The 13,061-nt window shown below is 63.3% G+C and carries 14 protein-coding genes; 3 read left to right on the forward strand and 11 right to left on the reverse strand.

Annotation, left to right across the window (positions count from 1 at the left end; all coding sequences use genetic code 11):
* Nucleotides 1-302 (forward strand): hypothetical protein (locus MRY84_RS13215; protein ID WP_291506179.1); only part of this gene is annotated, 302 nt, incomplete at its 5' end.
* On the opposite strand, the gene MRY84_RS13220 is transcribed toward MRY84_RS13215, so the two are convergent.
* The 3 genes from MRY84_RS13220 to MRY84_RS13230 all read right to left on the reverse strand — a co-directional run bounded on the left by MRY84_RS13220 (nt 286) and on the right by MRY84_RS13230 (nt 3,633).
* Nucleotides 286-1,308: an ABC transporter substrate-binding protein gene (locus MRY84_RS13220; protein ID WP_291506180.1), complete on the reverse strand. Its 1,023-nt coding sequence runs from the start codon at nt 1,306-1,308 to the stop codon at nt 286-288. The two genes, MRY84_RS13215 and MRY84_RS13220, sit on opposite strands and share 17 nt — an antisense overlap.
* A gap of 16 nt (nt 1,309-1,324) precedes the next feature.
* Complete coding sequence (locus MRY84_RS13225) at nt 1,325-1,660, reverse strand: hypothetical protein (protein ID WP_291506181.1); 336 nt, start codon at nt 1,658-1,660, stop codon at nt 1,325-1,327.
* Nucleotides 1,661-2,028: 368 nt separating this feature from the next.
* Nucleotides 2,029-3,633: an HD family phosphohydrolase gene (locus MRY84_RS13230; RefSeq protein WP_291506182.1), complete on the reverse strand. Its 1,605-nt coding sequence runs from the start codon at nt 3,631-3,633 to the stop codon at nt 2,029-2,031.
* A 95-nt stretch (nt 3,634-3,728) separates the two neighbouring features.
* On the opposite strand from MRY84_RS13230, the gene MRY84_RS13235 reads away from it, so the two are divergent.
* Both MRY84_RS13235 and MRY84_RS13240 read left to right on the forward strand, forming a co-directional pair.
* A complete protein-coding gene (locus tag MRY84_RS13235) occupies nt 3,729-4,727 on the forward strand; it encodes a rhodanese-related sulfurtransferase (protein ID WP_291506183.1) in 999 nt (332 codons plus the stop codon).
* Nucleotides 4,728-4,777: 50 nt separating this feature from the next.
* The gene (locus MRY84_RS13240; RefSeq protein ID WP_291506191.1) at nt 4,778-5,380 is read left to right on the forward strand and encodes a glutathione S-transferase; all 603 of its coding nucleotides are present in this window, start codon (nt 4,778-4,780) and stop codon (nt 5,378-5,380) included.
* A gap of 88 nt (nt 5,381-5,468) precedes the next feature.
* Here MRY84_RS13240 and MRY84_RS13245 read toward each other — a convergent pair whose 3' ends face one another.
* The 8 genes from MRY84_RS13245 to MRY84_RS13280 all read right to left on the reverse strand — a co-directional run.
* Nucleotides 5,469-6,008 (reverse strand): disulfide bond formation protein B, encoded by a 540-nt coding sequence (locus MRY84_RS13245; protein ID WP_291506184.1) that lies wholly within the window; start codon nt 6,006-6,008, stop codon nt 5,469-5,471.
* Nucleotides 6,009-6,064: 56 nt separating this feature from the next.
* Nucleotides 6,065-7,189: a sulfate ABC transporter ATP-binding protein gene (locus tag MRY84_RS13250; RefSeq protein ID WP_291506185.1), complete on the reverse strand. Its 1,125-nt coding sequence runs from the start codon at nt 7,187-7,189 to the stop codon at nt 6,065-6,067.
* Between the two features lie 19 nt (nt 7,190-7,208).
* Nucleotides 7,209-8,126 (reverse strand): sulfate ABC transporter permease subunit CysW, encoded by a 918-nt coding sequence (gene cysW, locus MRY84_RS13255; RefSeq protein ID WP_291506186.1) that lies wholly within the window; start codon nt 8,124-8,126, stop codon nt 7,209-7,211.
* Nucleotides 8,123-8,962, reverse strand: coding sequence for a sulfate ABC transporter permease subunit CysT (cysT, locus tag MRY84_RS13260; RefSeq protein ID WP_121419908.1), 840 nt, complete (start codon nt 8,960-8,962; stop codon nt 8,123-8,125). The genes cysW and cysT overlap by 4 nt, the downstream gene beginning before the upstream one ends.
* A 156-nt stretch (nt 8,963-9,118) precedes the next feature.
* Complete coding sequence (locus MRY84_RS13265; RefSeq protein ID WP_291506187.1) at nt 9,119-10,117, reverse strand: sulfate ABC transporter substrate-binding protein; 999 nt, start codon at nt 10,115-10,117, stop codon at nt 9,119-9,121.
* Nucleotides 10,118-10,338: 221 nt separating this feature from the next.
* On the reverse strand, nt 10,339-10,944 hold the full coding sequence (locus MRY84_RS13270) for an alpha/beta hydrolase (protein WP_291506188.1): 606 nt from the start codon (nt 10,942-10,944) through the stop codon (nt 10,339-10,341).
* 198 nt (nt 10,945-11,142) lie between these two features.
* Nucleotides 11,143-12,012, reverse strand: coding sequence for an HDOD domain-containing protein (locus tag MRY84_RS13275; RefSeq protein WP_291506189.1), 870 nt, complete (start codon nt 12,010-12,012; stop codon nt 11,143-11,145).
* A 289-nt stretch (nt 12,013-12,301) separates the two neighbouring features.
* Nucleotides 12,302-13,061, reverse strand: a 760-nt coding sequence (locus MRY84_RS13280; RefSeq protein WP_291506190.1) for a LysR substrate-binding domain-containing protein, incomplete at its 5' end; no start/stop codon positions are given.

The following is a 13,061-nucleotide window of genomic DNA, read 5'->3' on the forward strand; positions in this document are numbered from 1 at the left end:
GCCTGCATCAAGCCGTTGGCCGTGGACTGATCCCCGAACAAGTACGGCAAAGCCCCCAGCAACGACCCCCTTTGCTGAAAAAACCATGGCAGCGCCAGGTAGGCCACAAGGCCCAAAAGTACCCATGCGTAGATAGCGCGCTGGGTTCGCTCAGTAAATCGAACAAGCATGGGAGGTTCACCCTGGTAATTTTTCTGGACAGCACCCAGCCGCAGGAAAACACCCTGCAGGAGCCGGCTAGTGAAGCGAAGGGAGGCACGCGCCGAAGGCGGCGCACGGGCCTTATTACTTCGGTTGGTTGAACACCTTGCGTTCCCAGTTCAAGATCAGCTGTTTGCGCACGTTGACTTGGCCGTACTTGGCGTAGTCGTAGTCGATCAGCTTGATCTTTTTCAGATCGGGCATGCGCGGGTCCATCGCCGTTCCAGGGTTGGAAGGCAACTGGAACTGAGCGGCCGCGGCTCCGAATTGCTGCGCAGACGGGGTCAAGGCCCATTCATAAAAAGCCTTGGCGCTTTCGAGGTTGCGCGCACCGCGCACGATGGACATGGAGCCGATCTCCGCACCTGTTCCATCAGTGGGCGTCACGGTTTCGACGGGGAATCCCTGGGCCTTCTCGCCCGGAGCATCGTGGATGAAACTGATGGAAATCGTGGCCTCTCCGCGTGCCACGGCTTTGATGGGACCGGTGCCGGAACGGGGATACGTGCTCACGTTGGAATGCAGCTTGGCAAGGTAGTCGAATGCCTTGTCCTCCCCCATGATCTGCACCAGCGTGGCGATCATGGTGTATGCCGTTCCGCTCGCGCGGGGGTCGGCCACCTGGATCTCCCCCTTGTACTCTGGCTTGAGCAAATCAGCCCAGGTCTTGGGCACCGGCAGCTTCTTCTTGGCCAGCAGCTCGGTGTTGTAACCAAAGCCCAGAGGCCCCAGATAAACGCCTACCGTCTTGAAACCTGCCTGCTGCGCCTGCCTTTGAGCCCAGGGTTGCAGTTGCGCCAGCACGGGTGATTTGTACTCCAGCGTGAGGTTTTGCTCGGCGGCGAGCATGTGCGGATCCCCCGTGCCTCCGAACCAGATGTCGGTTTTGGGGTTTGCGCGTTCAGCAGTGATCTGCGCCAGTGCTTCGCCGCTGCCCTTGTGCGTCATGTTGACCTTGATGCCCGAGCTCTTGCTGAACGTGGTCTGGATGAGATTGCACCACGGGGCCTGAACCGAGCAGATGACGTTGAGTTCCTTGGGCTGCGCCAAGGCAGCGCCCGAGACACAGACCACGGCAGCGGCAATGATGGTTTTAGTGAGGTTCATGACAGGCTCCTTCAGGTTACAAGGGCAAAAATTGGGCGTAGAGAAATCCGACGTATCGGCGGGAAAAGGAGACAGGCTCAACAGCCGTTACGGCGGCCACCGCTTTCTCTGGCTCGGTCACACTCAAATCGGGAACCTTGACTTCGTCAAAGCTCGGGCGTTGCGAGGCCTCCACCGCATCCAGACCGGGCTTGGTGAGATTCAAAATCACTGCGCCAAACTTGCGGTGAAGGGCCATGTGCAGGCCATCCATTCCGGCGTGTCCGCGGACAGGCTGGAACCCACGCGAGACCGGCGCATCGCTGAGTGCATCGCACAAATCAAGCTCGTCCTTCACCAGCAGTGCGTTCATGGCTGCAGCCCACCTCTTAATGTTTATGAGCCCTCCGGAAGGCGCCGACCTCTGCTGGAGACCAGTCTGACCGAAGGCAGCGCCCGTTGGGTATAGGGGAAATTCTGGGCCGATTAGGACCTGATGGACATCGAGTAATCCACCCATGGCCATTGAAAGGAAACTGAAATCTGCGCCACAGACTGAAATGGGCAGCCGATGATCGCAGCGCCATCTATGGACCTGCGCTGGAGGCTTCGGACCGCCTGCGTTACTGCAGCCGCAAGAAGACTGGCAAGCGATCGCGAGTCTTGTGCCTCCCGCTCGCACCAAACTGGCCGCCCGCCTCTTCGAGTTGCCCCCCATACATTCTCGGAATGGCGGTCGCGCTAGATGTCCCGCTGCGACGGATCCAGAAACGCCTCGGCATACTGCAGGTGCACCCCTTCGCGCACAAACACCTCGAACAGATCCGGATCAATGTGTCCGTTGTCCCGCATCCGGCACATGATGGCCAGTGCCTCTGACAACGTCATCCCGCTCTTGTAGGGCCTGTCCGCCGCCGTCAGTGCTTCGAAGATGTCGGCGATCCCCATCATGCGGGCTTGGAGCGACATCTGCTCCCGCGTCAGGCCGCGTGGGTAGCCCTTGCCGTCCATGCGCTCGTGGTGCCCGCCCGCGTATTCCGGCACATTCTTGAGGTGCCGGGGCCACGGCAGCGTTTCCAGCATCTTGATCGTGGCCACGATGTGGTAGTTGATGGTGTCCCGCTCGGCCTGGGTCAGGGTGCCGGCACGAATGGTGAGGTTCTCCACCTCCTCGGCCGTGAGAAAGCTGGTCTGCACACCCTGCGGATTGCGCCAGTGGCGCATGGCGGCGATGTCGCGCACGCGCTGCTGGTCTTCAGGCCGCATGGCCTCGCTGCCCGTATTGCAGCGGCGCAGGAACTCGCGGTCTTCCTCCAGTGCATGGAGCTCATGCTGCAGCGCACGCAGCTCCTCGCTTTCGGCCTTTGCATCCAGCACCGGCCGCATCGCCAGTTGGCGGCGCAGCGCAGCCAGTTCAGCATCGCGCTTGAGCACTTCAAACCGGGTATCGACCAAGCCGATCCGGTCGTAGAGGGTTTGCAGCTTGGTGGCCTTGTCCACCACGTGCACCGGTGTCGTGATCTTTCCGCAGTCGTGCAGCAGGCCCGCCATCTTCAGTTCGTAGCGGTCCCGATCCGTCATGCGGAAATCCGCCAGCGGTCCCTCGTCGGTAGCGTCCACCGCATCCGCCAGCATCATGGTGAGCGCCGGTACACGCTGGCAGTGCCCGCCGGTGTAAGGAGACTTCTCGTCGATGGCCAGGTTGATGAGGTTCACGAAGGATTCGAAGAGGCGCTCCAGCTGCGTGATGAGCAGGCGGTTGGTGAGCGCAATCGCCGCCTGTGAGGCCAGCGACTCGGCCAAGCCTTGGTCGGCCAGGGAGAAGGTCGTGACCTCTCCTGCTTCCCCGTCGCGTGCGTTGATGAGTTGCAGGACGCCGATCAGCTCCAGATCGTGGTTCTTCATCGGCACCGTGAGGAACGACCGCGACCGGTATCCGGAACGCTCATCAAATGCCCGCGTGCCCGAGAAATCAAACCCCTGGGCGCTGTAGGCATCGGCAATGTTCACCGTACGGTCATGGATGGCAGCGTAGGCGGCCACGAGCGAATCGTTGGGCGTGCCATCGGCCTTGCGCAGCGGCAGGTGGGGATAGTCAATCGGCTTGCCTGTGGTGCCGCCAATCCGGATGCCCAGGGAGTCGGTGCGCAAGATCTCGAACTTGAGCGCGGTGCCGTCCTCGGTCACGCTGTAGAGCGTGCCGCCGTCCGCCCCCGTGATGGCCTGGGCGGCCGCCAGAATGTTCTCGAGCAGCCTGTCGATGTCCCGCTCGCGCGACAACGCCGCGCCGATGCCATTGAGCTGCTCCAGCCGTTGAAACAGGTGGGCGGTGGTTTCGAGGGCCATAAGAACACCTTTGCGCGCAGCGGGGAAGGGCCTTTGCATCGTAACAAAAAGTGACCGCTATCATCCACTGTACTTTCCCCCACCCTGCCTTCTCTGTGAACCTGGATACCCCACGCTACCTCACCGCTGCCCTCTACCAGTTCGTGGACCTGCCCGACTTCAAGGAATTGCGTGAGCCCCTGCAAGCCCTGTGCGACGCGCGCGGCGTGCGCGGCATGCTGCTGCTGGCGCACGAAGGCATCAACGGCACCATTGCGGGTGCTCCGCCCGACGTACAGGCCGTCCTGGCGTGGCTGCGCAGCGACCCACGCCTGGCCGCCCTGCAGCACAAGGAGGCCCCAACGGAGCGCATGCCGTTCTACCGCATGCGCGTGCGGCTCAAGCGGGAGATCGTGACGCTGGGCGTGCCCGGGCTGAACCCGGCACGCAATGCAGGCACCTATGTCAAACCCGGAGATTGGAACGCGCTGATCGCCGACCCGGATGTGGTGGTGGTGGATACGCGCAACGACTATGAGGTGGGCATCGGCACCTTCGAGCGCGCGGTCAATCCGCATACCCGGAGCTTCACTGAATTTCCCGCCTGGGTGGCCCAGCAATCACAGCCGGGCGGCTTGCTCGAAGGCAAGCCCCGCGTGGCCATGTTCTGCACAGGCGGCATCCGCTGCGAGAAGTCCACCGCCTACCTCAAATCGCTGGGATTCGAAGACGTGTTCCATCTGGAAGGCGGCATCCTCAAATACCTGGAGACGGTGCCCGAAGAAAGCAGCCGCTGGCACGGCGACTGTTTTGTGTTCGACGAGCGCGTCTCCGTGGGCCATGGCCTGGCCCCGGGCCATCACCAGTTGTGCCGCTCGTGCCGCATGCCCCTGGGCGAAGCGGAGCGGGCATCGCCCCATTACGTGCGGGGCGTCAGTTGCCCGTATTGCCACGGCACACGCACGCCCGAACAAGAGCGCGCCTTGGCTGAGCGCCAGCGGCAGATGGACCTTGCCGAACAGCGTGGACGGGCGCACCTCGGCGCGCGGCAGCCAGGCAAACCGGCGCAGGGGGGCCAGCGGGGCGAGCCCACCGGCGAGGACGGACCCGCGTGAGCCGCCCTGCCCTGCCCGTTCTGTACTCCTTTCGCCGCTGCCCTTATGCGATGCGCGCCCGGCTGGCCCTGGCCGTGAGCGGCCAGGCTTGCGAGTTGCGAGAGGTGGTGCTGAAAAACAAGCCACAGAGCCTGCTGCAGGCCTCGCCCAAAGCCACCGTGCCGGTGCTTGTGCTGCCAAGCGGGCAGGTTCTGGACCAAAGCCTGGACATCATGCTGTGGGCCTTGGCGCAACACGACCCCGAAGGCTGGCTGGCACCGAGCGAGGGAAGTGTGCAAGACATGCTGGCGTGGATTGCGGAGTGCGATGGCCCGTTCAAGCAGGCGCTGGACCGCTGCAAATACCCGAGTCGCTACCCGGACGCCAATGTGGAAGGAGAGCGCGCCAAAGCGGTAGCCTGGCTCAGTACGCTGGAGTTACGCCTCTGTGCACCTCGCCCCTACCTCTTTGGCAATCACGCAGCCTTGGCAGACATGGCGATTGCGCCGTTTGTGCGGCAGTTTGCGGGTATTGATGTGGGCTGGTGGACGACGCAACCCTGGCCCCGTCTGCAAGCCTGGCTCGCGCAATGGCAAGCCAGCGCCCTTTTGGCCAGTGTCATGCACAAGTTGCCAGCGTGGGTGGATGGAACGGAGGGAGCTCGGTTTCCGTAGTTCACACGGCCCGCTCACCACGCATCAAAAAACAAACAAAAAAGGCGCTCATGAGAGCGCCTTTTGATTTCAGAGCCAGGCCCAGTCCTCAAGCCATCGAATAGCCAGAACCACCACGGTTGCCGCGACCCTTCAGGCCTCGCACCAGCAACGCCAACAGCACCAGCGCAAACCCCACAAAGCAGACAAACGACCAGTTGGCGATCGAGCCGCCCAGGAAGGTCCAGTCCACCGCAGCGCAGTCGCCCGAACCGCGGAAGATCATGGGAATGGCACGGCTGATGGGATAGTTTTCGATCATGCCGTAGAAGTCGCGGCCGCAGGTGGCGACTTCGGGCGGATACCACTGCAGCCAGCTCTGGCGGGCTGCCACAAAAGCGCCGAAGCCGGAGGCGATGAGGGCCAGCACGCTCCAGCTCATCCACCAGCCCTTGGAGCCTCTGGCGCTTGCCAGGCCTGCAAAGATTGCTACACCAATGAGAGCATAGCGCTGCACGATGCACATGGGGCATGGCTCCAGGCCTACCACATGCTGCAAGTACATGCCAAACGCCAGCATCGCCACGCAGGCCGCGCTGATCAGTGCCAGCACGCGGCGCGGGGCCTGATCGATCCAGTTCAACAACATCTTTGTTATCCCTCAAGGCCGCGCGGCACCCGGCGCTGCGTCCCACGGGAAACAGCTCAGATACCAGCGGCGTGATCCAGAAAAACGCGGGCTCGGCGTGGCGTGACCACCAGCGTTTCGCCCTCTTTGAAACCCATTTCCTTGAACTGCTGCGCAGGGATCTGCGCTTCGATCAGGGATTCCGGGGACGCATTGTCCGCTGGTTTGTGGTCGTCGGTCGGAATAAGTTCCAGCCGCGCAATCGGCCCTACCACAATGGCGCGGCTCAGCTGGGCCACGATGCCGCGCGGGCGGCCCTCGGCATCCAGGCCCGCGCCGGGGGAGTAGCGCTCCACGTCCAGGTCGTGCGGACGCACGTAGGCAAAGGCCTTGGCGTTCTGCGCCGCCTGGTGCTCGGGCGAGTCGAGCTGCATGCCTTCCAGGTGCACCAGGCCCTCGTGGGCGCGGCCATGGAACAGGTTCACGTCGCCCAGGAAGCCGTAGACAAACGGGCTGGCGGGCTGATCCCACACCTGCTGGGGCGAGCCACTTTGCTCGATCTTGCCTTGGTTGATGACCACCACGCGGTCGGCCACCTCCAGTGCTTCTTCCTGGTCGTGGGTTACGAAGATGCTGGTCACGTGCAGTTCGTCGTGCAGGCGGCGCAGCCAGCGGCGCAGTTCCTTGCGCACCTTGGCGTCCAGGGCGCCGAAGGGCTCGTCCAGCAGCAGCACCTTGGGCTCCACCGCCAGGGCACGGGCCAGGGCAATGCGCTGGCGCTGGCCGCCGGACAGCTGCGAAGGGTAGCGCTCGGCCAGCCAGTCCAGCTGCACAAGCTTGAGCAGGTCCATCACCTTTTTCTTGATCTGCGCTTCGCTCGGGCGCTCGCTGCGGGGCTTGACGCGCAGGCCAAAGGCCACGTTCTCGAACACGGTCATGTGTCGGAACAATGCGTAGTGCTGGAACACAAAGCCCACATTGCGCTCGCGCACATGCACGTCGGTGGTGTCCTCGCCGCTGAAATGGATGCTGCCGGTGTCTGGCGTCTCCAGGCCCGCGATGATGCGCAGCAGCGTGGTCTTGCCGCAGCCCGACGGCCCCAGGAGCGCGATGAGTTCGCCCGAGGCGATGTCCAGGCTCACATCGCGCAGGGCCTGGAAGTCGCCAAACTGTTTGCTGACGTTGCGGATTTCAATGCTCATGGTCTCGGTCCTTTGGTCCTCAGCGCGCGGCAGCGCCGGCAATCGCCGGGGCGGGCCGTTCTGGAGGGAGTTCTGCAGCAGCCTTCAAGGCCTGCTCGTTGCGGTGTTCGGCAATGGTCTTGATGACCAGCGTGACCAGTGCCAGCAGCGCCAGCAGCGACGCCGCAGCGAAGGCGGCCACCGACTGGTACTCGTTGTAGAGAATCTCGACGTGCAGCGGAATCGTGTTGGTCTGCCCCCGGATGTGGCCCGACACCACCGACACCGCACCGAACTCGCCCATGGCCCGCGCGTTGCACAGGATCACGCCGTACAGCAGGCCCCACTTGATGTTGGGCAAGGTCACGTACCAGAAGGTCTGCCATCCGCTGGCCCCCAGCACGATGGCGGCCTGCTCCTCGTCATTGCCTTGTGCCTGCATCAGCGGGATCAGCTCGCGGGCAATGAACGGGAAGGTCACGAACACCGTGGCCAGCACGATGCCGGGTACGGCAAAGACAATCTTGATGTCGTGGGCCTGCAGCCAAGGACCGAACCAGCCCTGCGCACCAAACATCAGCACGTAGATCAGGCCAGCCACCACGGGCGACACGGAGAACGGCAGGTCCACCAGCGTGGTCAGGAACGCCTTGCCCTTGAACTCGTACTTGGCGATGCACCAGGCCGCCGCCACGCCAAACACCAGGTTCAGCGGCACGGCAATCAGCGCGGTGATCAACGTGAGCTTGATGGCCGACCAGGCATCGGGCTCGCGCAGGCCTTCCAGATAGGCGCCAAAGCCCTTGCGCAGCGCCTCGGCGAACACGGCCGCCAGCGGCAGCACCAGGAACAGCAACATGAAAGCCAGCGCGATGGCGATCAGCGTGTAGCGGACCCACGGCGCCTCGGTCGTGCCCGCCTGCGCGCGGCGAATGGTTCGGGTGTTGTTGCTGCTCATGCTGGAGCCCCCGCGTGGCGTCGCTGCCAGGCTTGTAGTGCGTTGATGACCAAAAGCAGAATGAAGGAGATGACCAGCATCACCACCGCCACGGCGGTGGCCCCGGCATAGTCGTACTGTTCCAGCTTGCCGATGATGATGAGCGGCGTGATCTCCGACACCATGGGCATGTTGCCCGCGATGAAGATCACCGAGCCATATTCACCAACAGCCCGCGCAAAGGCCATGGCAAAGCCAGTGAGCAGCGCGGGGGTGATGGACGGCAGGATGACCTTGGTGAAGGTCTGCAGGCGCGTTGCGCCCAGGCAGGTTGCAGCTTCTTCCAGCTCCTTCTCGGCGTCTTCGAGCACCGGTTGCACCGTTCGCACCACGAAGGGCAGGCCGATAAAAATGAGCGCAATCACGATGCCCGCAGGCTTGAACGCCAGCTGGATGCCCATGGGCTCCAGAATGCTGCCCACCCAGCCATTGCCCGCGAGCAGCGCGGTGAGCGAGATGCCCGCCACGGCTGTAGGCAGCGCAAACGGCAAGTCCACCAGCGCATCAACAATCTTCTTGCCCGGAAACTTGTAGCGCACCAGCACCCAGGCAATCAGCAGGCCAAACACCAGGTTGACCAGCGCCGCCAGAAACGAGGCGCCAAAAGTCAGGCGATACGAAGCCATCACGCGCGGCGCGCTGATGGCCGCCCAGAACTGCTCCCAGGTGAGCGTGAAGGTCTTGAAGATCAGTGCCGACAGCGGGATCAGCACGATGATGCTCAGATAAAAGAGCGTGTAGCCCAGCGTCAGGCCGAAGCCCGGCAGCACCTTCTTGGCGCTCTTATTTCTAGTCATAGGAAGCTATTTGTTTACGCAGCGCTTAATAACTGGCCTGACCTGAGCCAGCGGACGCCGCGCAAGGGCCGCCCCGCCGCGCTGGCGTCGCCCCCCCTCCCGGAGCGCGTAGCGCGCAGAGAGAGGGGGAAGCCGCGAAGCGGCTCAGGGGGGTGTTCACTTCGAGTACAGCTTGTCGAACTGGCCACCATCGTTGAAGTGCACCTTCTGCGCTTCGGTCAACGATCCGAAATACTTGGCCACGGTGAACTGCTTGAGCGGCTTGAAGGTGGCGGCGTACTTCTTGAGCACGGTTTCCGAACGCGGGCGAATCGCGTGCTTGGCCGCGATCTCCTGGGCTTCTTCAGAGTACAGGTAGTCCAGATAGGCCTTGGCGAGCTGGGCCGTGCCCTTCTTGGTCACGGTGCGTTCCACCACGGCCACGGGGTTCTCGGCCACGACGCTCACCGACGGATAGACCGCATCGACCTTGCCGGTGCCGAACTCACGGTCGATGGAGACCACTTCAGACTCGAACGTGATCAGCACATCGCCCTGGTTACGCTGCAGGAACGTGGCTGTGGCATCGCGTCCGCCCTTGGCCAGCACGGGCACGTTCTTGTAGAGCTTGCCCACGAACTCAGCGGCCTGCGCGTCGGTGCCCCCCTTCTCGCGCACGGCGCCCCAGGCGGCCAGGTAGGCATAACGGCCGTTGCCACCCGTCTTGGGGTTGACCACGATGACCTGCACGCCGGGCTTGATCAGGTCTTCCCAATCCTTGATGCCCTTGGGATTGCCGTTGCGCACCAGGAACAGCATGGTGGACGTGGTGGGCGAAGCATCGTGCGGGAACTTCTTTGCCCAATCCTTCGCCACCACGCCGTTGTCGGCCAGAAACTGCACGTCCGTCGTCGTGTTCATGGTCACCACGTCGGCGGCGAGGCCATCGTTCACGGCACGGGCTTGGGCGCTCGAGCCGGCGTGCGACTGGTCGATCTTCACGTCTTGGCCGGTGGTTTTCTTGTAGTAAGCCGCGAAGGCTGCGTTGTAGTCCTTGTAGAACTCGCGCGCCACGTCATAGGACACGTTGAGCAGCGAGTTTTGCGCATACGCCGCACCGCTGGCGGCAAGGGCCAGCGTGGCCAGAAGGGTCTTGAGTTTCAAAAATGAGGTCATGCTGCGTCGCCCACAGAGGTTGGAACAAGAGGATTCCGGGATTGTGCGCACCCTCTTATAAAACTCAAAAGAATATATTCTTGTTAATTAATCGGTTCTGAGAATATAGAAATTCTATCGATCGACCAATGCACAAAATCGGCCTACAGCCCTTATAAATCAAGCGCCAAAAGCTATCATTTAAATAGCAAATTTGCCCCACCCCGAAGAGCCCCAACGGCTCAAGGCACCACTGCGGGAGGGGGCGATGTGGCGGGCTCGAAGGGCGCTTCCGCCCTCTCAGGCGCAACGGCCCGTTCCGCGCCCTCGGTCAGCGAGCGCAGCAGCGCCAGTCCCAGCGGCCAATCCCCGTGGCCCGATTCGATGTTGATGTGCCCAGCGTTCTGCAACCGCACGAATTCGCTGCCCCAGGCGCGCGCATAGGCCCCCGCCAGGCGAACGGGGCAGTATGGATCGTTGCTGCTCGCCACCACGATATTGCGGTACGGAAGGGGGCTGTAGGGTACCGGGGCAAAGTCGCTGAGTACCGCACGCCGCTCCGGGTCGGCCGGGGCCACCAGTAACGCGCCACATACCCTAGCAGCAGCTTCGGGGCCCATGTGGGTGACAGCGATGCAGCCCAGGCTGTGCGCCACCAGCACCACAGGGCCAGGAGCGGAAAGCACTGCGCTTTCCAGGCATTCCACCCAGGCCACGCGCCGGGGAGTGATCCAGTCGTCCTGCACCACCCGCCGAATGCCCGGCAGGCGCTCGGCCCAGAGGCTTTGCCAATGGCCGGGGCCGGAGTCACGCCAGCCGGGAACGATGAGGACAGTGGGGGGAGTCAAGGTGGTTGGGCGGGCGGCACACCGGCTTGCTCCGGGTGAACCGCTGCGCTGAAAGCAGAGTTGCACCTATTCTGCAAACACCGCTTTAAAACCCAAACAACTGAATTGTTGTTACTTCATCAAAAAAACATCTTAAAGACCGGCGGATCCGTAGAGTCCTCGCCGTCCTATCCGGAGGCCAAAAAAAGTGCTGGCTCGTTAAAAGCGCACGGCTTCAAACGCTGGATGAAGCATGTCGATCCAATGGTCCAGCTCGTCTTGCGCGACATGCAGGTGGTCCATGCAGGCTTGGCCGTGCTGCAGCCATTCACGCGTGGGCGCGAGGTTATCGTGCTGGTTCACCAAGAAGTCCGCCAGCAATCCCAGCGCGACCAGATGGCGCACGGTGGGGGCAAAGCGCTCATCCTGCAGGCATGAAAAATCGTGGTGCAGCCAGATGGCCTGGGCCACATCGCCCGGCAGGTGCCAGGTGCGCGCCACAATGGCGCCCATCACCGCATGGTCGGTGCGGTGGTTGGCGTTTTCGGTCTGGGTGAACGTGCGGTCCTTGCGCGCCAGCGCCTCCGTCACGGTGGACCCGTAACCCCGCACCGCCTTGACCAGCACGGGCATGCCCACGTGGCAGAAAAGGCCGAAGCTGTGGCCCAGCCCGGGGTCCAGACTGTAGAGCTGGCGGCCGATGTGTTCGCAGGCAATGGCCCGGCGCTGCGAGCTTTCCCAGAAATGGTCCAGCAGCGGTGAACGCACATGCAGCGCGTGCCGCGTGATGAAGGCCGACAGCAGCTCCACTGCGGGTTGCAACCCCAGCACGGTGAGCGCCATCCCGACCGTCTGCACCGGCTGGCTGAGTCCGTACACCGGGCTGTTGGCCAGCCGGATCACGGCGGCGGCCATCGCAACGTCGGAAGCGGCGAGCTGCTCCAGCGCATGGGCGTCCAGCTCGGGCGCGGCCACGATGGCCTGTAGCCGCAAGAGGGACTCCGGGCACGGGGGTATCACGATGGCGCGCACAGAAGGATGCGCGCGCGCTTGCTGAATGTGCTGGTCAATAGGGTGGGCAGTGGTCAAGGTGCGTCCCGGAACTCACGCGCGGAGGCAACACGCGCGCTGGCGAGCCTGTCAGTTGCAATTGGTTTCATTGTGGTGCAAATCGGGAGGCTTGGCAGCGTTGACGGCCGGGCTGAACGGCCTTTGTTGCCAGGGGATTCTCTGCACGAAGCGAGCAGCAAGTGGGCGCTGCGGATCGCGATGCGCTGCAAGGCGCAAAACGCAGCAATCGCCATGGGTCCAGCGAGGATTTGCAACGATGCAGGCCGCCCATGCCTGCAGATGCACACTCGCAGCGTATCGCTGGGCTTCAGATATTGGCGCCGTCAATTCCGGTATTTGCCAACCGCGCGGCGAGGTTGCTGCGGCCCGGCATCGCTTCGCCCAGGAAATCCAGGAACCGCCGCACCGCAGGCGACAGGCCCCGGCGTGAAGGAAACACCGCGTGCACGATGGCGGGCGCAGGAGCCCATTCGGGCAACACCCGCACCAGTCGCCGCTGGCGGATCTCTTCCTGGCACATGTAGTCGGGCATCCAGCAGATCCCGGTGCCGGCCATCGCGGCGATCTTGAGCGTGAGCAGGTCGTCCGCCACATAGCGCGGGGTGTGGTGCACGAGTTGATGAACCCCGCCGGGACCGATCAGGTTCCAGGTCGAGCGCCCGTCAGGAGCCGACATCGCAATGCTGTCGAGCCGAGCCAGGTCTTCCAGCGTCTGGGGCGTGCCCTGGCGGATGAGCTGCTCGGGGCTGGCCACGAGGATCTGCGTGGCGTGGTCCAGCCGCTTGACGACCATGCTGCCACTGTCGTCCACCGACGGGCGCACGCGCAGCGCCACATCGATGCCCTCTTCCACCAGGTTCACCGCCCGGTTGCTCACCATCATTTCGACGCGCACTTCCGGGTAGCTGGCGAGGAACTGGGGCATCAATTCGGCGAGTACCGTCTGCGCCAGCGTCACCGGGCAGCTCACACGGATGGTGCCGCGCGGCGCGGTTTGCACCTGGGCCACGGTGTCTGCCGCCGCCTGCGCGGACTCGCGCATCGCCTGGCAGTGGCGCAGGTAGGCC

Origin of the sequence: Acidovorax sp. (assembly GCF_022763525.1) — a bacterium.
Classification (GTDB): domain Bacteria; phylum Pseudomonadota; class Gammaproteobacteria; order Burkholderiales; family Burkholderiaceae_C; genus Acidovorax.

What these genes read in the sequence shown, in the direction of transcription:
- MRY84_RS13220 (WP_291506180.1), bottom strand. Translation starts at nt 1,308, where the DNA reads ATGAACCTCACTAAAACCATCATTGCCGCTGCCGTGGTCTGTGTCTCG.
- MRY84_RS13225 (WP_291506181.1), bottom strand. Translation starts at nt 1,660, where the DNA reads ATGAACGCACTGCTGGTGAAGGACGAGCTTGATTTGTGCGATGCACTC.
- MRY84_RS13230 (WP_291506182.1), bottom strand. Translation starts at nt 3,633, where the DNA reads ATGGCCCTCGAAACCACCGCCCACCTGTTTCAACGGCTGGAGCAGCTC.
- MRY84_RS13240 (WP_291506191.1), top strand. Translation starts at nt 4,778, where the DNA reads ATGCGCGCCCGGCTGGCCCTGGCCGTGAGCGGCCAGGCTTGCGAGTTG.
- MRY84_RS13245 (WP_291506184.1), bottom strand. Translation starts at nt 6,008, where the DNA reads ATGTTGTTGAACTGGATCGATCAGGCCCCGCGCCGCGTGCTGGCACTG.
- MRY84_RS13250 (WP_291506185.1), bottom strand. Translation starts at nt 7,189, where the DNA reads ATGAGCATTGAAATCCGCAACGTCAGCAAACAGTTTGGCGACTTCCAG.
- cysW (WP_291506186.1), bottom strand. Translation starts at nt 8,126, where the DNA reads ATGAGCAGCAACAACACCCGAACCATTCGCCGCGCGCAGGCGGGCACG.
- cysT (WP_121419908.1), bottom strand. Translation starts at nt 8,962, where the DNA reads ATGACTAGAAATAAGAGCGCCAAGAAGGTGCTGCCGGGCTTCGGCCTG.
- MRY84_RS13265 (WP_291506187.1), bottom strand. Translation starts at nt 10,117, where the DNA reads ATGACCTCATTTTTGAAACTCAAGACCCTTCTGGCCACGCTGGCCCTT.